Here is a 24,303-nt window from a genome sequence, read left to right as displayed (position 1 = left end):
CCCCCGCCCGCGCGACGCACGCCGCCTTCTGCGCCGCCGGACCGGTGCGCGCGAAGCGCCGCGTGTTACCCGATCACCCGCTTGAACGGCGGCAGCGCGTCGATGATGCGCTTGCCGTATCGACGGGTCAGCAGCCGCGAGTCGAGGATGATCACGCGGCCGGTGTCGGTCGAAGTACGGATCAGGCGGCCGGCGAACTGGGTCAACGTGCGCAGCGCGTGGGGGATGGCGATCAGGTTGAAGGCGTTCAGCCCGCGGCTTTCGAACCACTCGCCGAGCGTGGAGGTCTGCGGGTCGGTCGGCACCGCGAACGGTACCTGGGTGATCACCACGGTGGTGCACGCCTCGCCGGGCAGATCCAGGCCTTCGCCGAACGAGTTCAGGCCGAACAGCACCGAACCCTCGCCCGCCGCCGTGCGCCGCAGGTGCTCATCGATCATCTTCTGCTTGGCGCTTTCGCCCTGCACCAGCACCCGCTTGCGCTCGGCGGCCGGCATCAGCTCGGCGACCTTCTCCATCTTCCAGCGCGAGGTGAACAGCACGATGCTGCCCTTGCCCCAATCCAGTTCGCTGACCAGGTATTTGGCCACCTCTTTGGGGTGGCGCTCGCGGTCGTCGGGCGTCACCGGGAATGCCGGCACGATCAGCTCGGCCTGGTTGGGCAGGTCGAATGGCGAGGCCAGCGACACCATCTCCGCCTCGGCGGGGATGCCGTTGTCGATCGCCAGCGCCTGGAAGTCGCCACCGCCGGTGAGGGTAGCGGAGGTCATCACCACCGAATCCACCTCGTCCCACAGCAGCTTGCGCAGTACGTTGGCCGCCGACACCGGCGAGCCGTGCAGGATCAGGTCGCCGTCGCGCGACAGCGTGACCCAGCGTGCGGTCGGTGGCTGGCCGTCCTTGTCCTCGCGGCGCCAGGCCGCCCACAGGTTGTGCTGCTGCTCGATCATTTCCAACGCCATGCCCAGCGTGCGCTGCAGGCGCTCGCGCGCGGCATCCTCTGGCTTGCCCTTGGCCACCTGCGCATGCGCGGCATGGGCCCAGTTGAACAGCGCGCGGGTGTCGTCGGCGAGCGCCTCGATGTCGGCCATCCAGATGTCCGGCAGGCGTCCGTTCGGGGCACGCCACATCGGCTCCTGCGCCGACGGATCAGGTTGCCAGCTGCGTCCGACCACATCGCGGAAGGCCTTGAGCTGCTTGCTGACGCGCGCCGCCACCTCGATCGCTTCGTTGGGCAGCAGATTGCCCAGCTTGTCCTTGTCCACGGCGCGGTAGGCCGCCGCGATCACGATCTGCAGCCGGCCGGTGCGCTTGGCCATCTCGTCCATCGCCAGGCTGGCCGCGCCCTGATCGATGGCGACATTGCCGATGTGATGGCCTTCGTCGAGCACCAGCAGCATGTCGCCGGGCGGGGCGATCAGCGGCTGGCCGTTGTCGCTGTCGCCGATCGACAGCGCCGACAGCAGCAGCGCGTGATTGGTGACCACGATCTGCGCCTCACGCACCGTGTTGCGCGAGCGCAGCACCGCGCACTGCGCCGAGTACGCGCACTTGCGCCCGGCACAGCCCGACGCCGGCGTGGTGATGCGCGAGCGCAGGGTGTTGCTGATCGTTTCCGGCGCGTTGTCCAGGTCACCGTTCCAGCGACCTTCGAGGAAGGCCTTGCTCAGCGACTGCGCCAGATCCATCTCGATCGGTGCCAGCGGGCGATCGAACAGCGGCTGCTCGTCCTCGAACATGCCTTCCTGCGCGCCATCGCCATGCGCCTCAGCGGCGTTGCGCGTGCACAGGTAGCGGGTGCGTCCCTTGGCCAGCGCCACGGTGGCTTCAATGCCGGTGGCCTTGAGGAAATTGGGAATGTCGCGCTCGAACAGCTGCGACTGCAGCGCCACGGTGCCGGTGCTGATCACCAGCTTCTTCTTCGTGGCCAGTGCGATCGGCACGCCGGCGGTCAGGTAGCCCAGCGACTTGCCCACGCCGGTGGGCGCTTCGACCACGCCAACGCCGCCGCTGTGCGACAGCGCACGCGAGACCACGCCGATCATCTGGCTCTGCGAACGCCGGGTGCTGAAGCCGGGGGTATTGGCCTGCAGCTTGGCGTAGGCATCGCGGATGACGGTTTTGAGCTCGTCGTTCAGCGCGCGCGGGGCTTCAACTTTTTCGGTCACGCCGGGAGGGTCCTGCCTGAATCACGTCCGGTATTTTCTCATGCCCAGGGCATGGCCGTGGCCGGCATTGGTTCAGTTCCGCGACGCGGCGCACGCCGGCACAGCCGGCGGCGCCACGCACGCAGGGTCAGCCGGCCGTGCCGCGCTGGCGCAGCGCGCGGGTCATCGCCCAGACCACCAGCACCAGGCCGAATGCCTCGGCCAGCGACAGGCCGAAGTGGGCGACGCCCAGCCACAGGCTGAGCGACTGCAGGTTCTCGTATTGGTTCTGCTGTATCCACCACACCGGCAGCAGCGACACCACCATGCCGAGGATGCAGGTGGCTGCCAGGATGCCCAGCCCGGACAGCGCCGCGGTGCGGACCGCGCCGCGCGGGCTGTCCACCACCCACACCAGGGCCACGCCCAGCGCGATCAGGATCGGCAGGCGTACGCCCACCAGACTCAGCATCGTCATCAACATCCCGGTATCCATTCCCGGTCAGTCCTGCCCGGCCAGCGGCGCCAGCGTGGTGCGCAGCTCGGCATACACGGCGTCGGTCTGCGGGCGCACCTCGTGCCACTGCTGGAAGCTGGCCGCGGCCTGCTCCACCAGCATGCCAAGGCCATCGACGGTGTTGCGGCACTGCGCCGCACGCGCCCAGGCCAGGAAGGCGATGGCCGCGTCGCCGTAATTGAGGTCAACCGCGGTGGTCATGCTGTTGACCAGCGACAGCGGCAGCTCGAACTTCGCCTCGCGGTCGCGGCCGGCCGAGGTGGCGTTGACGATCAGCTCGAAGTCGCCCAGGTCGCGCAGGTCGTCCCAGTAGCGGCTCAGCGCGCGCCCCGGTTCGCCGATGGCATCGACCAGCGCGTCGGCGCGCTCGGTGGTGCGGTTCACCACCACCAGCTCGCGGATGCCGGCATCGAGCAGGGCCGGCGCCACGCTGCGCGCCGAGCCGCCGGCACCGAGCAGCAGCACGCGGCGGCCGCGCAGGTCCAGCTCATGGCGTTCGGTGAGGTCGCGGACCAGGCCGACGCCGTCGGTGGTGTCGCCGTGCCAGTAATCGCCCTTGCGCAGCAGCGTGTTGACCGAGCCGGCCAGCTTGGCCCGCGAGGTGAAGGTCTGGCACAGCGCGAACGCCGCTTCCTTGAGCGGAGCGGTGATGTTGGCGCCCACACCGCCATCGGCGGCGAATGCCTCCAGCGCGGCGGTGAACCCGGCCGGCGACGCCTCGATGGCGCGGTAGTCCAGCGCGATGCCTTCCTGGCGCGCGAAGGCGGCATGGATGTGCGGCGACTGCGAATGGGCGATGGGCTGGCCGAATACGGCGTAACGGGCGGTCATGGGTGTCTTAAACTCCGGGCCTGGATTGGAACGCAAACCCCAACGGAAGCGACGATGCGCACTCCCCTGTCACTGCTCGCGCTGAGCCTGAGTTTACTCTTCGTACCGGGTGCGATGGCGCTTTCCGAGTTCGGCATCGAAGGCATGGGCGTGGTTTCGACCAAGGCCAACGAGGCCCAGGCCACCGTCGCGCCGGACGGGCAGCGCATCGTATGGGCGTCGGACCGCAGCGGCGGCGCCGGGGGCTGGGACCTCTGGCAGGCCGTGCTGCGCGACGGGCGCTGGCAGGACCCCACCCCGCTGGCGCTCAACACCGGCAGCGATGAAATCGATCCCTACTTCAGCCACGACGGGCGCTGGCTGTACTTCGCCTCCAACCGGCCCGGCGGGCGCGGCGGCGTCGATCTGTACACCGTGGCGGTACAGGCCAACGGCGGTTTCGGGCCGGTGATGGCGCTGCCGGTCACGATCAACACCCGGGCCAACGAGCGTCGCCCGGCACTGCGCCCGGATGGGCAGGCCCTGTTGTTCGCGCGCGATGGCGCCGGCACCCGCGGCGGGTTCGATCTGTTCCAGGCGGCGGTGCAGGGCAACGGTTTCGCTGCGGTGACCGCGTTGCCAGCCCCGCTCAATGGCCCAGCCGACGAACTGGGTGGCGAATGGCTGGGCAACGACGGTGCGCTGGCCATCACCCGCGTGGCCGAGGGCCAGTCGCAGGTGTGGCTGGTGGGCTGCGATCACCGCCAGGCCGCGGTGCCGCTGACGCTGTCGTTCAACACCGCCGAGGGCCAGACCGGCGCGCCGGTGGTGGATGCGTCCAAGCCATCCGAGCTGGTGCTGGCGGGTCAGGCGCGGGCGCCCCGGGCGGGCGGAGTGGATCTGTATCGGATCCGGACACCGTCGGTAGCCGGGTGCCGGTGAGGGGCGGAGCAGCCGACCTGCGGCCGGCCCACGCTGCCGCTATGGCTGCTGCAACAGGTCTGCACGCAGCCGTTCGTACTCGGCTTCACTGATCTCGCCGTTGTCCTTGCGCTGGTTCAACGCGGCCAGTCGTGCCTGCAGGGCCGGTGAAAGCTGCGCTTCGCGGGCCACGCGCGCGGCGGCCGATGGCTGCTCGGGCGCCCGTCGGGCGGCTCGACGCACGCCGCCGATCACCAGGCCGATCACCACCGCGAAGGCGAGTACGCCCGTGCCCCAGGTGATCCACTGCACCCACCCCATCGTCTGCATCATCGTCGTCCTGTTCGCGTGTCGACGCGTATTGTCAGCGTTCGCGCAGCCAACGCGCCACCTGCGGGGCGAAATAGGTCAGCACGCCATCGGCGCCGGCCCGCTTGAAGCCGATCAGCGATTCGAGCACGCAGGCGCGCTCGTCCAGCCAGCCGTTGGCGAAGGCGGCCTTCATCATCGCGTACTCGCCACTGACCTGGTAAGCGAAGGTCGGCACGCCGAACTGCTGCTTCACCCGGCGCACCAGATCCAGGTACGGCATGCCCGGCTTGACCATCACCATGTCCGCCCCCTCCTCCAGGTCCAGCGCGATCTCGCGCATCGCCTCGTCGCCGTTGGCGGGGTCCATCTGGTAGGTCTTCTTGTCGGCCTTGCCGAGGCTGGCCGAGCTGCCCACCGCATCACGGAACGGGCCATAGAACGCCGAGGCGTATTTGGCCGAGTAGGCCATGATGCGCACGTTGACATGATTGTCGGCATCCAGCGCGCGGCGGATGGCGCCGATGCGGCCGTCCATCATGTCCGACGGAGACACGATGTCCACGCCAGCGGCCGCATGCGACAGCGACTGCCTGACCAGCGCCTCGACGGTGATGTCGTTGAGCACGTAGCCGTTGCCGTCGATGATGCCGTCCTGGCCGTGGGTGGTGTACGGGTCCAGCGCGATGTCGGTCATCACGCCCAGCTCCGGGAAGCGCGATTTCAGTGCACGGATGGCGCGCTGGGCCAGGCCGTTGTCGTCCCACGCGGCGGCCGCATCCAGCGACTTGCCGGCCGGGTCGATCACCGGGAACAGATCGATCACCGGAATGCCCAGTTCCAGCGCCTCTTCGGCGACCTTGAGCAGTTCGTCGATGGACAGACGCTCCACGCCCGGCATCGAGGCCACCGGCGCGCGGCCATCCAGTTCGTGCACGAACACCGGGTAGATCAGGTCGTCGGTGGTCAGCGTGTTCTCGCGCATCAGCCGGCGCGAGAATTCGTCGTGACGCATGCGGCGGGGGCGATAGTCGGGGTGGGCCATGAAGTGCTCCGGGGGCGGAATGCGGGGTTACTGCAGCAGGTACTGCCGCGGTTGCAGCGGCTCGGGCAGCGGCTGCACCCCGAGGCTGTCGAGCAGGTCGATTTCAATGGTGCGCACCAGCGCATCCAGTGGCAGGTCGTTGGGCTCCAGCCCGAACGGCTCTTCCATCTCCTCGCCGAGCTGATCCAGACCGAAGAAGGCATAGGCCAGCACCGCCGACACCACCGGCGTGGCCCAGCCCAGCGAACTGGCCAGGCCGAAGGGCAGCAGCACGCAGAACATCCATGCGCAGCGATGCAGCAGCAATGTGTAGGCGAATGGCAGCGGCGTGGACAGAATGCGCTCACAACCGGCCTGGATGCTCGACATCGCGTGCAGGCGGGTCTCGAAGCGGGCGTAGAGGATCGGGTCCAGACGGCCGGCACGCAGCGGCTCGGCCAGGTCGGCGGCGATCATCGCCAGCAGTTGATCGGGGGCGTTCAGGCGCTCGCCGAAACGCGTCTGGTCGGCCTCGGCTACCCAAGGCAACGCGGCCAACGCGACATCGCGCCCGCGCAGTCTGGCGGCCAGGGCGTGTGCGAAACCAATGCCCAGGCGGCAGATGCGATCGCGGCGCGGCGCGTCGTCGGCCAGCAGCGCGGTGCACAGTCGCGCCAGGCTGCGCGATTCATAGACCAGCTGGCCCCACAGCTTGCGCCCTTCCCACCACCGCTCGAAACAGGCGTTGTTGCGGAAGCTGAGGAAGATCGACAGCACCAGGCCAAGCAGGGTGAACGGGGCCACCGAGACGCGCTCGATGCCCGGCGGATGCCACACCTCGGCCAGAGTGGCCGCGGCCACCGCCAGCAACAGGATGGTCAGCACCTTGGGCGCCACCGCCGGAACGATGGAGCCGCGCAGGATGTACAGCAGTTGCCAGCCGTGGGGACGAGGGCGAATGATCATCGGTGCAGGAAAAGCGCCCGGACGGGCGTAGCGCCGCCGGCAGCAGCCAGGGCGGCAGCGGGCATTCTACGCCGATGCGCGCCGGGGCCCATGACGGTGCGACCGTCTGTCGCACCGCCGCAGGCGACGCGGACCCGGCTCAGACGATGCCGCCGCCCAGCCCCAGCCGCAGGATCGCCACCACCACCACGATGCCGTTCAGGACCAGCCCGGCCCAGGCCCGGCCGCGCTTGCTTGGATGCGTGAACAGGATGCCGATGGCGGCGATGATCGCCCCCACCGCGGCGAAGGGAATCAGGAACCAGTTGCCCCAGCCCAGCAGCGGAATCAGCGCCAGGATCATCCACAGCAGCGCCAGGATGCCCCACAACAGACTGATCAATCCCATGCCGCGATTCCTTGTGATGGTTGCCTGGCCCACCATAGCCTAAAGCCCGGCCTGCGCGCGCGTGGGCCGCACCGACCAGGGAACCGTTGCGACGGCGTCACCCCGACGGTGCTAGCGTGCGGGTCACGAGGTTGGCACCGATTCAGTTGCCAGCCCGGATGATCGCGCCACAGGCCGACCGGCCCATACCATCAGGGGTGATGCCATGAACATCCGATCCATCGCACTGCTGGGCCTGCTGCTGTCCGTGGCCGGCTGCGCCAGTACGTCCAAGGTGATGCTGGGCCAGGCGCGCGCGCCGGTCGACCCGGCCACCGTGCAGATCTATTCGACGCCACCGGCCGGGTCGGTCGAGATCGCCCAGCTGGAGTCGTCCAGCGCGGTCGGTTTCGGTACGCAGGGCCAGACCGACGCGGCCGTGATGCGACTCAAGCGCGAAGCGGCCGCGCTCGGCGCCAACGGCGTGATCCTGATGGGCGTGGGCTCCAGCGGCTCGCCGGTAGGCATGTCCGTGGGTGCGGGCAGCTACGGCTCGCACGTGGGCGGCGGCATGGGTATCGGCATTCCGACCACGCAGAAGCGCGCGGCCGGCGTGGCCATCTGGGTACCCAATCCGCCGCCGGCGGCCCGCCTGCCGGCGCAGACGATCACACCGCAGAAGTAATGCGCCCCCGGGGATGCCGGCCAGCGGCCGGCGTCACCCGCAGGGTCATTGGCGGTGCTTGGGCACGAACACCTCATTGACCGCGTCGGTGAGCTGGTCCGGCGGCAGCAGGCCCTGGTCGAGCAGGAAGTTGTTGAACGCCAGCCGGTCGAAGCGGTTGCCCAGCGCCAGCTCGGTCTGCATGCGCAGCTCCAGGATCCGTGTGTAACCGTAGAAATAGCTGCCGGCCTGGCCGGGCGCGCGCACGGTGTAGCGGTCCAGTTCCTGGGTGGCCATCGCCTTGGACAGCCCCACCTCGTCGATCAACACGCGTTCGGCGTTGGCGCGATCGGTGAGCCCCAGGTTGAGCATCGGATCGAGCATCGCGCGTGCGGCGCGCAGCAGGCGGAACTGCAGGGCGATCAGCTGCCCGTCCAGCGGTTCATACGGCACCATCTCCGCTTCGGCATACAGCGCCCAGCCTTCGACGTTGACCGAGTTGAACGCGAACATGGTGCGCGCCAGCGAAATGCCGCGCTCGACCATCGCGGTGAACTGCAGTTCGTGGCCCGGCCGGCCTTCATGCGCGCTCAGCGTCCATGCGGCCGAGCCGAAGTTGAAGTCGTCGTACTGCGCCGCCTTGTCGCCGGCGGCGGGATTGCCCAGCGGCAGCACGAAGGTGCCCTGCTGACCGGTGTTGCCGACCAGCGGTGCGGGCAGGAAGTGCGGCGCCGGCGAAGCGGCGCTCTCGGCCGCCGACCCCAGCCGCATCTGCATCGGCCGCTGCGGCACATCGACAATCTTCTCGCGACGGATGATCGGGTCGATGGCATCGATCACGCCACGGTAATGGTGCTCCAGCTGGTCATCGGCGATCTTGTCGCCCTTCAGCGCGCGCACCACCGCGACCGGGTCGGTCGGGTCGGTCACCTTCAGGCCCTTGGCCTGCACCACCAGCGGCGCCAGCTGGCGCATCGCCGAACGGGTTTCCATGAACTCCAGCTGCGCGCGCTGCACCAGCAGCGCCGGCGCGATGTCGATGCCCACGCGCTTGAGCTGGAAGGCGTACAACGGCGCCGGCAGGCGGGTATCCGTGCGGGCCTTGGGCAGCACCTCTCTGCGGGTCCAGTCGCGGTACTCGCGCAGCTGCGTGGCGATGGTCTTCAACGCCTCATCGGCACCCGCCACGTTGTACTTGCCGAACAGCTGCTCGATGCCGCTGATGTAGGTGTCCACGTTGGCCAGCGACTGCTCGACCTCGATCTTCGTCGGCTGCAGCAGGGACGTGTCGGCCAGGCGCTCTTCATAGCGCTGCCGCGACAGCGTGGTGACCGGCTGGCTGCCCGGCACCAGGCCGGCGTAGCGCTTCAGGCGGTCCAGCGCCTTGGCGCGGCGCTCGGCGGGAACCTGATCGGACAGCAGCAGGTTGAGGCCGCTGAACACCGTCTGCGGCGTGTCCGTCCACGGCAGCAGATATTTCTCGTTGAGTTCGCTGCCTTCGATGTTCTGGGTGGCCGCGGCGATCATGATCGCCAGGTCCTGGCGCACGTTGGGATCGCGTTCGGTGGCCAGCTTGCCCTGCAGCTCGGCGCGCGCCTTGGCCATTGCCGCGCGGTAGCGCGCGCCGTTGTCCGGACCGAAGTCGGCCACCTTGTCGTCGTACCCCGGCACGCCGAAGAAGCCGGTCTCCTCGGGCTGGAACGGGCCCTGGGCATCGAGCAGGATCTGCGCGAGCGTGTTGCTGCGGACCACCCAGGCCGGGCTCGCGGGTGCCTTGCCGGCGGCCGGCGCGGCGGCCAGCGCCGGCGGCGCGGCCAAGGCGGCGGGAACGGAGAGGGCCAGCGCAACGGCAAGGACGAGCGGCTTCATGCGGGAACTCCAGCGAAGAGATGCCTGCGACCCTACGCACTCAGGGCACGGGCGGCAATCGGCCGGAGGTCATGCGCCGCTCAGGCCTCCAGCGCCTGCCGCGGGACCGAGGGCGGATGCGCCGGCGCGGGCGGGCAGTCGCCCTGCGCCCGGCAGTCGGCCAGCTCGCAGCGGGTCACCGCCTCGGCGTCATCCAGCGCCGTCAGGTCGATGGTGTGGGTGTCGCCGGTCAGCACGTACATCACCGGGTAGTCCCACTGCGCCTGCTGGCGGCGCCCGGCCAGGAACAGGTCGCCGTGCGCCTGGGGGCCGCGCACCTTCAGCACCAGGTCGGCCCGGCCGCTGCCGTCGCTGCCCTGCTGCAGCGTGCCCACCGGCAGGTAGCCGTCGTCGATCGGCTCCCCCAGCACCTGCACCAGCTCGATGCTGCAGCGCGCGCGGCGCATCGCCTCCACGTACGGCTCGCTGCCCCGGCTCCACTGCGACCAGCGGTCCAGTGCGAACCCGATCGCCAGCACGGCACCCAGCGCCACCAGCAGAACCAGCGCGGGCATGGCCCAGCGCCAGTGGCGCGCCCACCAGTTGCGTCGTGCGATGGCGGGGGGAATCGGGGGCGACGGTGTCATCGGCGTACTCCTTGTCGAGCCGGTGGCGGGGCAACGCGATCAGGGCGCCAGGCAGCGCCCCAGGAAATCTTCGGCCAGGCGGTAGCGGTGCAGCGCGTTGCTGCCCGACAACCCATGCTTGGCGCCCGGATAGGTCATCAGCTCGAACGGCTGGCCCCGCTTCTGCAGCGCGCTCATCAGCACCGTGGCGTTGGTGAACAGCACGTTGTCGTCGGCCATGCCGTGGATCAACAGCAGGCGCGAGCGCAGGCCGTCGATGTGCGACAGCACGCGGGCCTCCTCGTAACCCTTGGCGTTGTTGCCGGGCAGGTTCATGTAACGCTCGGTGTAGTGGGTGTCGTACAGGCCCCAGTCGGTGACCGGTGCGCCCGCCACGCCGCAGGCGTACGTGTCGGATGCCTTGGCCAGCAGCATCAGAGTCATGTAGCCGCCGTTGGACCAGCCCTGCACACCGATGCGCGCCGGGTCCACCCAGGGCTGCTGCTTCAGCCAGGCCACGCCGCGCAGCTGATCGTCCACTTCCACCGTACCCTGCACGCCATACAGCGCGCCGCCGAAATCTCGGCCGCGGCGCGGGGTGCCGCGGTTGTCCAGCGAGAACACCACATAGCCCTGCTGGGCCAGGTACTGGTTGAACAGGTGGTCGCCGCGCCCGGGCCAGCTGTCGGTGACGGTCTGGCTGGCCGGTCCACCGTACACGTACACCACCACCGGGTAGCGCTTGGCCGGGTCGAAGCCGGTCGGCTTGATCAGGCTGTAGTGCAGCGCGGTGCGGTTGTCGGCGGCGGTGAGCGTGCCGAACTCGACCGGGCGCTGTGCATCCAGATAGCGCGCGTAGGGATGGGCCGGATCGGACAGGTCGTTCTCGACCAGGGTGGCGATTTTCTCGCCGTTGGCGCGGAACAGCGCGATCTGCGGCGGTGTGGTGGTGCTGGACCAGCTGTCCACGTAGACGCTGGCGTTGCGCGCGAAACTGGCGCTGTGCATGCCGGGAGCCTGCGACAGGCGCTGCAGTGCACCGCCCTGCAGCGGCACGGCATAGATCTGGCTCTCGCGGGCGGAGTCGATGCCGGCACGGAAATAGACTTTGCCGGCCTCCTCGTCCACGGCCAGCAGTTCATCGACCGGCCACGGGCCGCTGGTCAGCGCGGTGACCGTCCTGCCATCCTCGGACACGCGATACAGGTGTTCAAAGCCACTGCGTTCAGAGGACCACAGGAACCCGCCCTGCTTGAGGAAGCGCAGGTCATTGTGCAGCGGTACCCAGGTGCGCGAGGTTTCGGTGACCAGCGTGTGCTGGCGGCCGGAGGCCAGGTCGGCCTGGATCAGCTCCAGGGTCTTCTGGTCGCGCGACTGGCGCTGGAAGGTGAGACGCTGCGGATCGCGCCAGTCCACGCGGGCCAGGTAGATGTCCGGGTTGCGCCCCAGGTCGATCCAGCGCGGCGCGGCACCGGCCTGCGGTGCGATCACGGCCAGCGTCACGGTGACATTGTGGTCGCCGGCGGCCGGGTAGCGCTGCTCGATCATCTCGGTACGGTCGGCATACATCTCGTAGCGCTTCTGCACCGGCACCGGGCTTTCGTCGATGCGTGCGAAGGCGATCGCCGAATCGTCCGGCGCCCACCAGTAACCGGTGTGGCGATCCATCTCTTCATCGGCGACGAACTCGGCCACGCCATTGCCGATGGTGTCGCTGCCATCGCGGGTGAGCTGGATCTGCCGGCCGCTGGCCAGGTCGATCACCCACAGATTGCGCGCGCGCACGAAGCTGACGAAACCGCCCTTGGGTGAGAGCTTGGCGTCGGTGGCGAAGCCCTCGCCGTGGGTGAGCTGGCGCACGGCGGCCTGGCCCTGCTTGCCCAGGTCGTACAGGTAGAGTTCGCCGCCGAGTGGGAACAGCAGCGTGCGCGCGTCCGGCGACCACTGGTAATCGACAATGCCGGTCATCGCGGCGATGCGCTGACGCTCGCGGCGGGCCTTCTCGGCGTCGCTCAGGGTCTCGGCACCGGGCAGCACCACCTTGGAATCCACCAGCAGGCGGGTCTGTCCGCTGGCGATGTCGTAGGCCCACAGGTCCAGCTGGTTGCGGTCGGCCTCCTTGCCGCGCAGGAAGCTGACGCGCGACCCGTCCGGGGCCACTTTGGGCTTCATCAGGGTCGGGCCGGACAGCGGCAGCGGACCGGTGATGGCCTCCAGCGTGAGTTTTTCGGCGTGAGCGAGCGAGGTCGTGGCGAGCATCAGGGCGAGCGAAGCAAACAGGTGGCGCATGGAGGGTTCCGGCAGCGTCTGGGCGACTCCCCACCGCGCGCACGCGGCAGGGAACGCCTCATCCTAACCAAGCCGGCGCGGGAAGGCAGCATGACCTTGGACCCGCGCGCGCCGCGACCCGGCCTCAACGCGGGCCGAACAGGTGCCTGCGTTCTTCCTCGCCCAGCGGTTTGCCGGCATCGGGATTGACCTGCGCACGCAGCGCGAAGGCACGCCGGGTGGCCGGACGCGCGGCGATGGCGTCGTGCCAGCGCTTCAGGTGGGGGAAGGCGGCGAAGTCCACCGGCAGCGTGTCGTAGGCGCCGATCCAGGGGCAGCTGGCCATGTCGGCGATGCTGTAGCTGTCCCCGCCCAGGTAGGCGCTGGCCGCCAGGCGCTTGTCCATCACCCCATGCAGGCGGCGCACCTCGTTGTTGTAGCGTTCGATCGCGTAGGGAATGCGCTCGGGGGCGTACACATTGAAATGCCCCATCTGCCCGCTCATCGGCCCCAGCCCGGCCATCTGCCAGAACAGCCATTCCAGTACCGCCACGCGGCCCCGGCTGTCGGCCGGCAAAAAGCGGCCGGTCTTCTCGGCCAGGTACAGCAGGATGGCACCGGACTCGAACACGCTCTGCGGCGCACCGCCGTCCGTCGGCTCGTGGTCGACCAGGGCCGGCATCTTGTTGTTCGGTGAAATGGTCAGGAAATCGGGTTTGAACTGGTCGCCGGCGCCGATGTTGACGGGTTTGATCTGGTACGGCAGGCCGGTTTCTTCCAGCATCAGCGTGACTTTGTGGCCATTGGGGGTGGGCCAGTAGTACAGGTCGATCATGTCGTGGGCTCGGCGAAGGCGAAGGCCGAGTGTAGTGCGTGAGTTGGGTTGGCAGGGTCAATCCGGCCCGGTACGCTGCCGCCTCTCCCGCAACGCAGCATTCCAGCATGTCTCCCTCCCCGCCCCGCCGCCTCAGCCCCATGTCGTCCCTGATCTTCGCCTCGCGCTGGCTGCAGCTGCCGCTGTACCTGGGGCTGATCCTGGCCCAGTGCGTCTACGTATTCCTGTTCGGGAAGGAACTGTGGCACCTCATCCACGACGCCAACAGCCTGGGCGAGCAGCAGATCATGCTGATCGTGCTCGGTCTGATCGACGTGGTGATGATCTCCAACCTGCTGGTGATGGTGATCGTGGGTGGCTACGAGACCTTCGTGTCACGCCTGGGCCTGGAAGGCCATCCCGACCAGCCGGAGTGGCTGAGCCATGTCAACGCCAGCGTGCTCAAGGTCAAGCTGGCGCTGTCGATCATCGGCATTTCCTCGATCCACCTGCTCAAGACCTTCATTGCCGCCGGTGCCCTGGACGGTCTGCCGCTGTGCCCGCCGGAACTGATGAACGTGGCCGCTTCCAACATCGGTGCCAGCAAGTGCAGCTCGATGACCAGCGCCGGCGTGCTCTGGCAGACCATCATCCACTGCGTGTTCATCCTCTCGGCGATCGGCATCGCCTGGACCGACAAGCTGATGTCCGGTTCGTCGTCCAAGGCCCACGCGCACTGACGTTGCGCCCCCCGGCCGGCATCGGCGACGATGCCGGCTGGTCCCACCGGCCTGGCCCCTGCGCCGCCCCGGTGATGCTAGATTGCACACCTGCAGCAGCGCCGTGGACGCCGGGAAACGTCCAGGGGCGTCGGCCGGCCTGACCGCTTCAGGTCTTACGTACCGTCGTATTCAAGGGGAAGTTGGATGTCGCACGTCACCACGTTTGCCAAAACGCGCCTGCTCGCGCCGGTCACCCTGCTGCTGGCGCTGGCCGCCTGCTCCGGCAAGGACGAACCGAAACCCGCCGATGCACCGGCCACGCCCGCCGCCACCGGCACCGCAGCGGCACCGGCCGCGCCGGCCGTGTCGGCCAAGGTGCAGTCGCTGGGCACCGAAGAGCTGCGCGAACTGGCCAGCAAGGCGCTGCGCGAGAACCGCATGTATGCCCCGGCGGGCGACAACGCGATGGAGTACTACCTGGCGCTGCGCGACAAGACCCCGGACGATGCATCGGTGAAGAGCGCGCTGACCGACCTGCTGCCGTACACGCTGATCGCGGCCGAACAGAACCTCACCCGCGAAGACTTCAACGAAGCCCAGCGCCTGGTCGCGCTGATCGAGAAGGTCGACGCCACCGCACCGGCGCTGCCGCGTCTGAAGCAGGGCATCACCGGCGGCATGCAGACTGCGCTCAAGCGGACCCAGGAAGAGACCGACAAGGTCAAGAAGGACGCCGAAACCCGCGCCAAGCAGTTGGTGGAGCAGCAGCGCCAGGCCCAGCAGCAGGCCAGCGAAGCCGAAGCAGCACGCCAGATCGCCGCCCAGCAGGAAGCTGCCCGTCGCGATACCGACCGCCAGGACGCCGAACGCCAGGCCACCGCACGGCGCGAGGCCGAACAGCGCCAGCAGCAGGCCGCCGCCCAGCAGGCCGCCGCCGCACGTGCCACCCCGGCCGCTGCGCCGAGCCTGCGTCCGGTCAGCACCCCGGCACCGCGCTACCCGGCCGACGCACTGCGCTCGGGCACCTCGGGCGAAGTCCTGGTGGAAATCACCGTCGGTACCGACGGCTCGGTGACCAACGCCCGCGTGCTCCGTGCCAACCCGGCGCGCGTGTTCGATCGCGAGGCACTCAACGCCGTGAAGCGCTGGAAGTTTGAACCCGTCGGCGCCCCGGTCACCACCCGCCGCACCCTGGCATTCGCCCCGGAAGGCGGTTGATCGGCACGCAGCACCCCTGAAGAAGCCCGGCACCCGCCGGGCTTCTTCGTTCCAGCGCCTGCCGCATGCCCTGCGCCGATCGGCGCGAGCCGCCTTGCCTTCACCGCCACAGCATCCGCTCCCGATGCCGCTGCAGCGCCCGTGCGTAGATGGCCGGATCGCTGGCGAACTCTGCCATGAAGCGTGGTTCCGGCAGTGCATAGGGATCATCCGGTGCAATGGCGCACTCGGCCTCCAGCTCGGGCGGAAACACCGGCGCACGGCAGGTCTTGAAGGTGATCCAGCGGCTGAGCGTCAAGGCGCCGTAGATGGGAAACATCAGCGTATAGCGCAGCGGAAACAGCGTGGTGCCCATCATCAGGCACACCAGCATCCAGCAGTTGCGCAGCGTGCCCTTTGGCGAGAGGGTGATCACGCGGTCCAGTGGATCGTCGAAACAGTGTTCCGGGCCGTCCTTCATGTAGCGGCAGATCAACGCCCACTGCTCGCGGATATCGTCGTCATGGTTCCAGAAGTGGCCAATGGTGAAGGTCTGCTGCACCTGGCGGTGGCGGTCGAGCAGATGGCAACGGAGATCACGCAGATTGGGGTCCTGCCCGCCTCGGCCGATGTGGAAGAAGGCATGCGGCGATCCCCAGGGTACGACGATCACGCCGCCGGGACCGTTGTGGCGGAAGAAGTAGATCTTGCGGGTAATACGGTTGAAGCGGACCGGGTAGTGGGTGAACTGGAAGAGGTCTTTTCGGAGATGGAGATTCCACAGGAGGGCGACGCACGTCGCGAGCCCCAGCGTGAACGTAGCCAGTGCAGCCCAGTCACCATAGTCACTCACTCGCCCGTCCATATGCGCAATGAAGTAGATGTAGACACACGCCAGGAACACCTCTCCCGCCATTAACAAAAGCGTTGACGCCATGCCCTTTACTTTGAATGAACGATCAACAAACTCAATATAGCTCGAGTTGAAGCAGATCATTCCAAGCGCATCATCAGGGAGGATATTTCCTGCACTCTCAATGCTTAGTGCGCCGATAAGCTCGGATTCCATGAGACGACGATGGCGGGAGAACTGCGGGCTCCATCCAGTTAGCATTCTAGAGACGCCCCAACTTCTTTGCCGCGTCAGATTGAGCTGCCAGGTTTTCAAATGCACCATTGGTGTTTTTTCCAAAGTGCATCACTCGATCCAACCACCGCTCCATTTCGTCTGGCTTCAAAAAGGCAGCAATTGTGGTTACAACAGCGCTTGCGATCATGAGAGTCAATGCACCATCGTCTGGCGTGAGGGAACTGAACACATTCACCGCCACAACATCCGCTCCCGATGCCGCTGCAGCGCCCGTGCGTAGATGGCCGGATCGCTGGCGAACTCTGCCATGAAGCGTGGTTCCGGCAGTGCATAGGGATCATCCGGTGCAATGGCGCACTCGGCCTCCAGCTCGGGCGGAAACACCGGCGCACGGCAGGTCTTGAAGGTGAGCCAACGGCTGAGCGTCAACGCGCCGTAGATGGGAAACATAAGCGTATAGCGCAGCGGAAACAGCGTGGTGCCCATCATCAGGCACACCAGCATCCAGCAGTTGCGCAGCGTGCCCTTTGGCGAGAGGGTGATCACGCGGTCCAGTGGATCGTCGAAACAGTGTTCCGGGCCGTCCTTCATGTAGCGGCAGATCAGCGCCCACTGCTCGCGGATATCGTCGTCATGGTTCCAGAAGTGGCCAATGGTGAAGGTCTGCTGCACCTGGCGGTGACGGTCGAGCAGATGGCAGCGCAGATCCCGCAGGCTGGGGTCCTGCCCGCCTCGGCCGATGTGGAAAAACGCATGCGGCGAGCCCCAGGGTACGACGACCACGCCACCGGGACCGTTGTGGCGGAAGAAATAGATCTTGCGGGTGATGCGGTTGAAGCGGACCGGGTAGTGAGTGTACTGAAAGAGGTCTTTTCGGAGGTGGACATGCCAGAAGTAGAACGGAAAGCCAAGCGCCGGCACGGATAACACAGCGATTCCAATCAGAGAACTGATGACGTCATCTTCCATACCCAATGATGTGATGGCGACCTGCACCAGCATAGCAATCATGAAGATGGATCCGGCAGCAGACATAGCCGTGGCTGCCATCCCCTTGATCTTGAAAGTTCGATCGACAAACTCAAGGTACGTTGAGTTCAGCCTCGTCATTCCAACCGCGTCGTCAGGACAGAATTCGCCATGATCGAATTGATGAAGTTCAAGCGCCAACTCGATCTGCTCAAGTGTCCTGGCGTAGCTGAAGACGGGATACCAGCCCGTCAGCACGTCAATGCACCATCGTCTGGCGTGAGGGAACTGAACACATTCACCGCCACAACATGCGCTCCCGATGCCGCTGCAGCGCTCGTGCGTAGATGGCCGGATCGCTGGCGAACTCGGCCATGAAGCGTGGTTCCGGCAAGGCGTGCGGATCATCCTCTGCAATGGTGCACTCGGCCTCCAGCTCAGGCGGAAACACCGGCGCACGGCAGGTCTTGAAGGTGAGCCAGCGGCTGAGCGTCAACGCGCCGTAGATGGGAAACATCAGCGTATAGCGCAGCGGAAACAGCGTGGTGCCCATCATCAGGCACACCAGCATCCAGCAGTTGCGCAGCGTGCCCTTCGGCGAGAGGGTGATTACACGGTCCAATGGATCTTCGTAGCACTGTTCCGGCCCGTCTTTCATGTAGCGGCAGATCAGCGCCCACTGCTCGCGGATATCGTCGTCATGGTTCCAGAAGTGGCCAATGGTGAAGGTCTGCTGCACCTGGCGGTGGCGGTCGAGCAGATGGCAGCGCAGGTCGCGCAGGCTGGGGTCCTGTCCGCCTCGGCCGATGTGGAAGAACGCATGCGGCGATCCCCAAGGCATGACGACCACGCCACCGGGACCGTTGTGGCGGAAGAAGTAGACCTTGCGGGTGACGCGGTTGAAGCGAACCGGGTAGTGGGTGTACTGGAAGAGATCCCTCTTCAAGTGCAGTGTCCAGAAGATGGCCATAGCACCGAGCACAACCGCTGCAACGATGGCTACGGGGATAGCTTCTGCAATCAATCCACCCGGCATCTTGTGGGCCTTGACTAGAAGAGCCGACAACCCGAAGAGTAGCAACGACGAGATGACTATCGCTGACAGAGTAGCCACCATCCCCTTGGATTTGAACGTCCTGTCGACAAACTCCATGAACGTTGAGTTGAATCGAACCAGGCCCAAGGCGTCGTCCGGTGAAAGATTGCGCGTATCGTTCTGGGGTAGCTCCCGTGCCAGTTCATCCGGACTCAATGCGCGGTGATACTTGAAAGTGGGATTCCAGCCAGTCAACACGTCAATGGACCATCGTCTGGCGTGAGGGAACTGAACACATTCAACGCCACAACATGCGCTCCCGATGCCGCTGCAGCGCCCGTGCGTAGATGGCCGGATCGCTGGCGAACTCTGCCATGAAGCGTGGTTCCGGCAGTGCATAGGGATCATCCGGTGCAATGGTGCACTCGGCCTCCAGCTCAGGCGGAAACACCGGCGCACGGCAGGTCTTGAAGGTGATCCAGCGGCTGAGCGTCAACGCGCCGTAGATGGGAAACATCAGCGTGTAGCGCAGCGGAAAGAACGTAGTGCCCATCATCAGGCACACCAGCATCCAGCAGTTGCGCAGCGTGCCCTTTGGCGAGAGGGTGATCACGCGGTCCAGTGGATCGTCGAAACAGTGTTCCGGCCCGTCCTTCATGTAGCGGCAGATCAACGCCCACTGCTCGCGGATGTCGTCGTCATGGTTCCAGAAGTGACCAATGGTGAAGGTCTGCTGCACCTGCCGGTGGCGGTCGAGCAGATGGCAGCGGAGATCGCGCAGATTGGGGTCCTGTCCGCCTCGGCCTATGTGGAAGAACGTATGCGGCGATTCCCAAGGCACGACGACCACGCCACCGGGACCGTTGTGGCGGAAGAAGTAGACCTTGCGGGTGACGCGGTTGAAGCGAACCGGGTAGTGGGTGTATTGAAAGAGGTCTTTTCGGAGGTGGACATGCCAGAAGTAGAACGGAAAGCCAAGCGCCGGCACGGATAACACAGCGATTCCAATCAGAGAACTGATGACGTCATCTTCCATACCCAATGATGTGATGGCGACCTGCACCAGCACAGCAATCATGAAGATGGATCCGGCAGCAGACATAGCCGTGGCTGCCATCCCCTTGATCTTGAAAGTTCGATCGACAAACTCAAGGTACGTTGAGTTCAGCCTCGTCATTCCAACTGCGTCGTCAGGACAGAATTCGCCATGATCGAATTGATGAAGTTCAAACGCCAACTCGATCTGCTCAAGTGTCCTGGCGTAGCTGAAGACGGGATACCAGCCCGTCAGCACGTCAATGCACCATCGTCTGGCGTGAGGGAACTGAACACATTCACCGCCACAACATGCGCTCCCGATGCCGCTGCAGCGCCCGTGCGTAGATGGCCGGATCGCTGGCGAACTCGGCCATGAAGCGCGGTTCCGGCAATGCATAGGGATCACCCGGTGCAGCGGCGCACTCGGCGTCCAGCTCTGGCGGAAACACCGGCGCACGGCAGGTCTTGAAGGTGAGCCAGCGACTGAGCGTCAACGCGCCGTAGATCGGCAGCATCAGCGTGTAGCGTAGCGGAAAGAACGTAGTGCCCATCATCAGGCACACCAGCATCCAGCAGTTGCGCAGCGTGCCCCTCGGCGACAAGGTGATCACCCGGTCCAGTGGATCGTCGAAACAGTGTTCCGGGCCGTCCTTCATGTAGCGGCAGATCAGCGCCCACTGCTCGCGGATATCGTCGTCATGGTTCCAGAAGTGGCCAATGGTGAAGGTCTGCTGCACCTGGCGGTGGCGGTCGAGCAGATGGCAGCGCAGGTCGCGCAGGCTGGGGTCCTGTGTGCCTCGGCCGATGTGGAAGAACGCATACGGCGAGCCCCAGGGTACGACGACCACGCCACCGGGACCGTTGTGGCGGAAGAAATAGATCTTGCGGGTGATGCGGTTGAAGCGGACCGGGTAGTGGGTGTATTGGAAGAGGTCTTTGCGGAGGTGGACATGCCAGAAGTAGAGGGGAAAACCAACGAGGGGTACCCCAATCATGAGAATACTCAGCATGCTCTCAACAAGATCATCGTCCATCTGTATGAAGTCAATCGATATCCAGACGAGAAAAGCAAAGAATGCAATCGAACATGTGGATAAATTCATTGTTGCGGCCATCCCCTTCACCTTGAAGGTCCGGTCCGTGAATTCAAGACATGTCGAGTTGAAGGCAATCATTCCAAATGCATCGTCCGGAACATGCGCTCCTGGCGAGTCTTTCAGAAGCTGCGATTCCTCTTCGCTACGGAGCAGCGAGCGCCCCGTTGTAAATATTGGGTGCCAACCGGACAGCATGTCAGTGTCGACCAATGCGCTTCAAGGCGTCAGATTGCACTTCAACGCTTTCGAAGGTGCCAGTTCCGTTCTTTCCAAAATGCATGACTTTGTCCAGCCAGCGCTCCACTTCATCCGGTTTGAACCAAGCAACAGCGATGGCAACGGACGCAGCGAACAGCAGCAGCACAATGGCAATTGGACCGGACCAGGATGTAGTTAGAAGTACGGCCGACCCGATTGCGGCGAGGCCAGAGATCATCGTTGCGCGTCCGTAGTGCTTGGAGAGCCTGCTGTCTTTGTACCCCTCATAAACGGTCACCCCCCCCAACACCACACCCGCCACCCCACTCAACCAACGCCCACTCGCCTTCACCACCGCCGCCTTCGTGTCGGCCCTGAACATCCACCGGCCCATCGGCTCGGCCAGCTTCTGCGAGAACCACGGCAGCTTGGTGCCGACCTCGCCCATGACCATCGCTGCATCACCCAGCAGCGCCGCCACACCCGCGCTGAAGTTGGCCGCGAGCAGCCCGCGCGTGCCGGCCGAGGCGGTGGCCAACTGTTTGTGGAGCTGCCCCAGGCTGGCCGATGCCAGCACCAGGCCGGCCACGCCGTAACCGAGCGAAGTGCTGCCCAGGTTGGACAGGCTGGCGCGCATCGCGTCGTGCAGGTCCAGCACGGTCAGGGTGCGCATCAGCTCGGCCTGGCGCCCCGGGCCGGTGATGACGGCCTTGGCGTTGAGCGCCTTGAACAGCGTCAGCTGATCGGCGTCCACCAGCGCGACCATGCCAAACCGGAACCTGCCATCGCGGATATCGACGTCGGTGGTCTCAATCACTTCGGCCGCTGCCGCCGCGGCCTGCTGCGCACTGTTCAGACCGGCGCGCGCCGCCAGTTGCATCGCCAGCGCCTTGCGGGCCCGTTTGGGCGTGGTGTGCCCGACCAGATCGACCAGCTCGGTCCCGGGCGAAGCCGCCTGTGCCAGCGCCGTGAGCAGCCCCACCTGCCAGCGAGCGGGTAGCTTGCCGACATCATGGGCGATCATGCTGCCGATCTCGTTGCCGATGATGCGCGATATCGGGCCGGAGATCTGCTCCACCAGCCGGGCCATGCCTTGGAACATGCCGCCGAGCTTGGCGGCCGTTTCGGCGTCCAGCAGGCTCTTGAGGGCGTTGGACACTCCATTGGCGGCCACCAGCCAGTCGCGCGCGCCCGGTGCGGTGGAGGTACTGGCCAAGGTGTCCTTCCACACCGCGATCAAGGTGTCCTGATTCCACATCTGGGCACGCAGCACGATCGCGTTGGGGTCGAGCGGATCGCCGTGGGTGAGGCAGTCCAGCACGTACCGGAAGACCTTGCCGCGCGCAGTCGCATCCCGCAGCAGCGTGGTCACCACTTCCTGGTAGAGGACGCCACTGGTGGTGTTGGCGCTGTCGAAATGGCCCGTCATATGGAGTCTGAAGGGCGTGGCGGACAGCCAGGCGATGTAGGCGTCATCGAGTGCCGCGATGTTCTGTTCGTAGAACCTCTGCTGCTCCACGGCGTAGGTCTGCGTGAGCCACCGCGCGTGTCCGTCGTCGTCGCGAAGGTGCCTGCCGTACTTCTTCCACGATGCCTGGCCAAGCGCGACAACCTCCGCCTCGTCCTGGACCGCGAACACGTCGTCGGTCCAGGCAGGCAGGGGTCGGGCCAGCTGATCCGACGCGGTGCTGCCGCCCAGTACGGTTACCACGCCCCTGCCCAGCCGCGCGTTGCGTCCGCGCCGGTGCGCTTCATCTTCGAGCGCGCCCTGGCGGATCGCCGCCTGCAGCGCGGAGATCGCGGCGGCCGACTGGCGCTTTTCCTGCCGCTCGGGCTCGTTCTCCCATTCCAGTATCCGGGCGATGGCGAGCTGATTGAGGTCGGCGATGATGCCGACCGGGTCGTCCAGCGCCACCAGCGCGGGGGCCACGGCCAGCGCATGCCCGGGGGTCACCTGGCGCGCCGCCAGACGAGCCTGCGCGCTCAGCAGATCGATCTGCGCGCGCCCGTAGTGAATGGGCTGGCACAGGCTGTGCTCAAATGCCTGGACGCCGGGCAGCACGGTGACGGTCGGCAGGTTGGTCAGGTCCGGCGTGTGCGGGACCGGCCGGTCGGCCACCGCGGCGTGGAACTCGGCCACCTGGTCCAGTGTCTGGTACAGGGCAGCCACGTGCGGCTGGGCCGCGGTCGACGCCGCCCACTGGCCGACATCGATACGTCGCATGGTGCGGGCCCGATAGGTCGCATCCCGGTGCCGCCGCCACACCCGTGGCGTCCACGGTGCGGTGCTGAACGCCAGCCACAGCGCGGCGCCGAAGGCGGCATCCGGGACAACGATGCACTTGGCGAACAACGTGCTGCCATGCCGCGAGCAGCGCGCCGGGGCGTCATCGCTCTGCGGCGGCGGGTGAGCGTCGCGGATGTCGAACGCGGACAGGTCACCGTGCTCGTTGACCTGCCACGCCAGCCATTCGTCGCGTGCTTCGTTGTAGGCATAGACGTAGCCGCTGCGCAGCAGACGCAGCGTGTAGTGCGCGTCACCGGCCGGCAACGCGATCTCCTGCACACCGGCCCCGAACGGCGCCACCAGGGCTGGTGCGGGCCGGCGGACCTCCTGATCGGCGCGTGCCACCGCGTAGCGCGCCAGCAGGATGGGAAAGCCGAAAGTGATGCAGTTCGGGCAGTAGGCGGGGTCGTTCACCGGGTCGGTCATGCGGCCGTCCCGAGGGTGGCGCGACGTTCGTACTGGCACGCCATGACATAGGACATGCCCCGCCCCCGGACGTGGGCCAGACGCCTGCTCACCTCCGGACGCTGCTGGAAGCCGCTGCCGTGGCGCAGACGCTGGCAGGCATACCGCCGCAGGTCGGCCGGGTCGCCCAGGCCCGCCGCGCGCGCCTCCTGGATGCCATCCAGGAGCGCACGCAGCGCGCCCTCCCCCGCGCCTTCGCCAGCGTCGGCCAGATCACGCAGGCAGCGGTTGAGCACGCCCACCTCGGCCAGATCCTGCCACTGGCCCGGTTGCAGCAGCACGCGTGGCGTGGGCGGCACCGCCGGTCGCGCATGTGCGCGCCAGGTGACGCTCACCGGCTCCTGCCAGAGCCACGTTGCCACCGGCCCCATGACGCAGGCCATCTGTGCCGGCGTCAGCAACCAGCGCAGGTGGCGGAACACGCCGGGATCGTGCAGGCGCAGCCATCCCGGCCCGACGCCGGGTTGCACGAGCCGCATCACGCGCTGCAGGTGACTACGCACGGCGGGAGCGTCGTCGCAGGTCAGCAGCGCGCAGAACAGCGGGCGGCCGTACTCGCGCAGATGCGCGTCAGCCTGATCGAGCAGTTGCAGCCGACGGTCCCGCGCGAGCGCCTCCAGCGTGACCAGCAGCGGCGGATGGCGCACACGACCTGCCAGCCGTTCCGGCTGAAGTACGTGGGTGGGAAGGTCGGCGAACTCGGACGGTGCGACGTGGCGTGGATCGATCAGCGCGTGGGTCTGCGCGAGGAACACGCGGTGCCACAGCGCGATGGGAGCTGCGGCGGGAGAATCCAGGTCCATGAAAGAGCGATGTCGATGGCGTCCTCCAAGGCTAGGAACGGCACGTCCGGGAGAATAGAGCCAGAACCGACATCCGCTCGAGGACGTCACACTTCAATCATTGCGATATTGAGACAAGTG

At 66.6% G+C, this 24,303-nt stretch carries 23 protein-coding genes; 4 read left to right on the top strand and 19 right to left on the bottom strand.

Annotated features, from left to right (window positions below):
- Window positions 1–65: 65 nt before the first annotated feature.
- The 3 genes from dinG to aroE all read right to left on the bottom strand — a co-directional run bounded on the left by dinG (window position 66) and on the right by aroE (window position 3,495).
- Window positions 66–2,168, bottom strand: a complete 2,103-nt coding sequence (gene dinG / locus ACPEH1_RS00345; protein ID WP_017354367.1) for an ATP-dependent DNA helicase DinG — start codon at window positions 2,166–2,168, stop codon at window positions 66–68.
- 127 nt (window positions 2,169–2,295) lie between these two features.
- Window positions 2,296–2,631 (bottom strand): hypothetical protein, encoded by a 336-nt coding sequence (locus ACPEH1_RS00340; protein ID WP_312707787.1) that lies wholly within the window; start codon window positions 2,629–2,631, stop codon window positions 2,296–2,298.
- 18 nt (window positions 2,632–2,649) lie between these two features.
- Window positions 2,650–3,495, bottom strand: a complete 846-nt coding sequence (gene aroE / locus ACPEH1_RS00335) for a shikimate dehydrogenase (RefSeq protein ID WP_017354365.1) — start codon at window positions 3,493–3,495, stop codon at window positions 2,650–2,652.
- Window positions 3,496–3,549: 54 nt separating this feature from the next.
- On the opposite strand from aroE, the gene ACPEH1_RS00330 reads away from it, so the two are divergent.
- On the top strand, window positions 3,550–4,416 hold the full coding sequence (locus ACPEH1_RS00330) for a PD40 domain-containing protein (protein WP_017354364.1): 867 nt from the start codon (window positions 3,550–3,552) through the stop codon (window positions 4,414–4,416).
- Window positions 4,417–4,455: 39 nt separating this feature from the next.
- Here the strand turns inward: ACPEH1_RS00330 and ACPEH1_RS00325 are convergent, their stop codons facing one another.
- The 4 genes from ACPEH1_RS00325 to ACPEH1_RS00310 form a co-directional block, all read right to left on the bottom strand.
- Complete coding sequence (locus ACPEH1_RS00325) at window positions 4,456–4,728, bottom strand: SHOCT domain-containing protein (RefSeq protein ID WP_017354363.1); 273 nt, start codon at window positions 4,726–4,728, stop codon at window positions 4,456–4,458.
- Between the two features lie 31 nt (window positions 4,729–4,759).
- The gene (hemB, locus tag ACPEH1_RS00320; RefSeq protein ID WP_017354362.1) at window positions 4,760–5,749 is read right to left on the bottom strand and encodes a porphobilinogen synthase; all 990 of its coding nucleotides are present in this window, start codon (window positions 5,747–5,749) and stop codon (window positions 4,760–4,762) included.
- 27 nt (window positions 5,750–5,776) lie between these two features.
- Window positions 5,777–6,694, bottom strand: coding sequence for a bestrophin family protein (locus ACPEH1_RS00315; RefSeq protein ID WP_313160179.1), 918 nt, complete (start codon window positions 6,692–6,694; stop codon window positions 5,777–5,779).
- A 139-nt stretch (window positions 6,695–6,833) separates the two neighbouring features.
- Complete coding sequence (locus tag ACPEH1_RS00310) at window positions 6,834–7,082, bottom strand: hypothetical protein (protein WP_017354360.1); 249 nt, start codon at window positions 7,080–7,082, stop codon at window positions 6,834–6,836.
- Window positions 7,083–7,287: 205 nt separating this feature from the next.
- Between ACPEH1_RS00310 and ACPEH1_RS00305 the strand changes: the two genes are divergently transcribed.
- Window positions 7,288–7,746, top strand: coding sequence for a hypothetical protein (locus ACPEH1_RS00305; protein WP_423715045.1), 459 nt, complete (start codon window positions 7,288–7,290; stop codon window positions 7,744–7,746).
- 45 nt (window positions 7,747–7,791) lie between these two features.
- Here ACPEH1_RS00305 and ACPEH1_RS00300 read toward each other — a convergent pair whose 3' ends face one another.
- From ACPEH1_RS00300 to ACPEH1_RS00285, 4 genes are all read right to left on the bottom strand, one after another.
- Window positions 7,792–9,594 carry a DUF885 domain-containing protein gene (locus ACPEH1_RS00300; RefSeq protein ID WP_423715044.1) on the bottom strand — a complete coding sequence of 601 codons (1,803 nt, stop codon included), beginning with the start codon at window positions 9,592–9,594 and terminating at the stop codon, window positions 7,792–7,794.
- Between the two features lie 80 nt (window positions 9,595–9,674).
- Window positions 9,675–10,220, bottom strand: coding sequence for a cytochrome c oxidase assembly factor Coa1 family protein (locus ACPEH1_RS00295; protein WP_166473559.1), 546 nt, complete (start codon window positions 10,218–10,220; stop codon window positions 9,675–9,677).
- Window positions 10,221–10,259: 39 nt separating this feature from the next.
- Window positions 10,260–12,488 carry a S9 family peptidase gene (locus tag ACPEH1_RS00290; protein ID WP_017355904.1) on the bottom strand — a complete coding sequence of 743 codons (2,229 nt, stop codon included), beginning with the start codon at window positions 12,486–12,488 and terminating at the stop codon, window positions 10,260–10,262.
- 124 nt (window positions 12,489–12,612) lie between these two features.
- The gene (locus ACPEH1_RS00285) at window positions 12,613–13,302 is read right to left on the bottom strand and encodes a glutathione S-transferase N-terminal domain-containing protein (RefSeq protein WP_423715043.1); all 690 of its coding nucleotides are present in this window, start codon (window positions 13,300–13,302) and stop codon (window positions 12,613–12,615) included.
- 107 nt (window positions 13,303–13,409) lie between these two features.
- Here ACPEH1_RS00285 and ACPEH1_RS00280 point away from each other — a divergent pair, with 107 nt between their 5' ends.
- On the top strand, window positions 13,410–14,021 hold the full coding sequence (locus ACPEH1_RS00280; RefSeq protein ID WP_017355902.1) for a TIGR00645 family protein: 612 nt from the start codon (window positions 13,410–13,412) through the stop codon (window positions 14,019–14,021).
- A gap of 186 nt (window positions 14,022–14,207) precedes the next feature.
- Window positions 14,208–15,221, top strand: coding sequence for an energy transducer TonB (locus ACPEH1_RS00275; RefSeq protein WP_017355901.1), 1,014 nt, complete (start codon window positions 14,208–14,210; stop codon window positions 15,219–15,221).
- Window positions 15,222–15,321: 100 nt separating this feature from the next.
- Here the strand turns inward: ACPEH1_RS00275 and ACPEH1_RS00270 are convergent, their stop codons facing one another.
- The 8 genes from ACPEH1_RS00270 to ACPEH1_RS00235 all read right to left on the bottom strand — a co-directional run bounded on the left by ACPEH1_RS00270 (window position 15,322) and on the right by ACPEH1_RS00235 (window position 24,183).
- Window positions 15,322–16,269, bottom strand: coding sequence for a DUF6708 domain-containing protein (locus ACPEH1_RS00270; RefSeq protein ID WP_423715041.1), 948 nt, complete (start codon window positions 16,267–16,269; stop codon window positions 15,322–15,324).
- 46 nt (window positions 16,270–16,315) lie between these two features.
- A complete protein-coding gene (locus ACPEH1_RS00265) occupies window positions 16,316–16,525 on the bottom strand; it encodes a hypothetical protein (RefSeq protein ID WP_423715040.1) in 210 nt (69 codons plus the stop codon).
- Complete coding sequence (locus tag ACPEH1_RS00260; RefSeq protein ID WP_423715039.1) at window positions 16,522–17,517, bottom strand: DUF6708 domain-containing protein; 996 nt, start codon at window positions 17,515–17,517, stop codon at window positions 16,522–16,524. Before ACPEH1_RS00260 ends, ACPEH1_RS00265 begins: the two co-directional genes overlap by 4 nt.
- A 40-nt stretch (window positions 17,518–17,557) precedes the next feature.
- A complete protein-coding gene (locus ACPEH1_RS00255) occupies window positions 17,558–18,553 on the bottom strand; it encodes a DUF6708 domain-containing protein (protein WP_423715038.1) in 996 nt (331 codons plus the stop codon).
- Between the two features lie 40 nt (window positions 18,554–18,593).
- Complete coding sequence (locus ACPEH1_RS00250) at window positions 18,594–19,589, bottom strand: DUF6708 domain-containing protein (protein ID WP_423715037.1); 996 nt, start codon at window positions 19,587–19,589, stop codon at window positions 18,594–18,596.
- Between the two features lie 40 nt (window positions 19,590–19,629).
- Window positions 19,630–20,508 carry a DUF6708 domain-containing protein gene (locus ACPEH1_RS00245; RefSeq protein WP_423715036.1) on the bottom strand — a complete coding sequence of 293 codons (879 nt, stop codon included), beginning with the start codon at window positions 20,506–20,508 and terminating at the stop codon, window positions 19,630–19,632.
- A gap of 118 nt (window positions 20,509–20,626) precedes the next feature.
- Complete coding sequence (locus tag ACPEH1_RS00240) at window positions 20,627–23,341, bottom strand: T6SS effector BTH_I2691 family protein (RefSeq protein ID WP_423715035.1); 2,715 nt, start codon at window positions 23,339–23,341, stop codon at window positions 20,627–20,629.
- Window positions 23,338–24,183, bottom strand: a complete 846-nt coding sequence (locus ACPEH1_RS00235; RefSeq protein ID WP_423715033.1) for a hypothetical protein — start codon at window positions 24,181–24,183, stop codon at window positions 23,338–23,340. The genes ACPEH1_RS00240 and ACPEH1_RS00235 overlap by 4 nt, the downstream gene beginning before the upstream one ends.
- Window positions 24,184–24,303: the final 120 nt, after the last annotated feature.

Origin of the sequence: Stenotrophomonas sp. NPDC077421, assembly GCF_049545505.1 — a bacterium.
Taxonomy (GTDB): Bacteria; Pseudomonadota; Gammaproteobacteria; order Xanthomonadales; family Xanthomonadaceae; genus Stenotrophomonas; species Stenotrophomonas nematodicola.
Note: the sequence above shows the minus strand (reverse complement) of the source record. Positions and strands in the feature narration are given on the sequence as shown.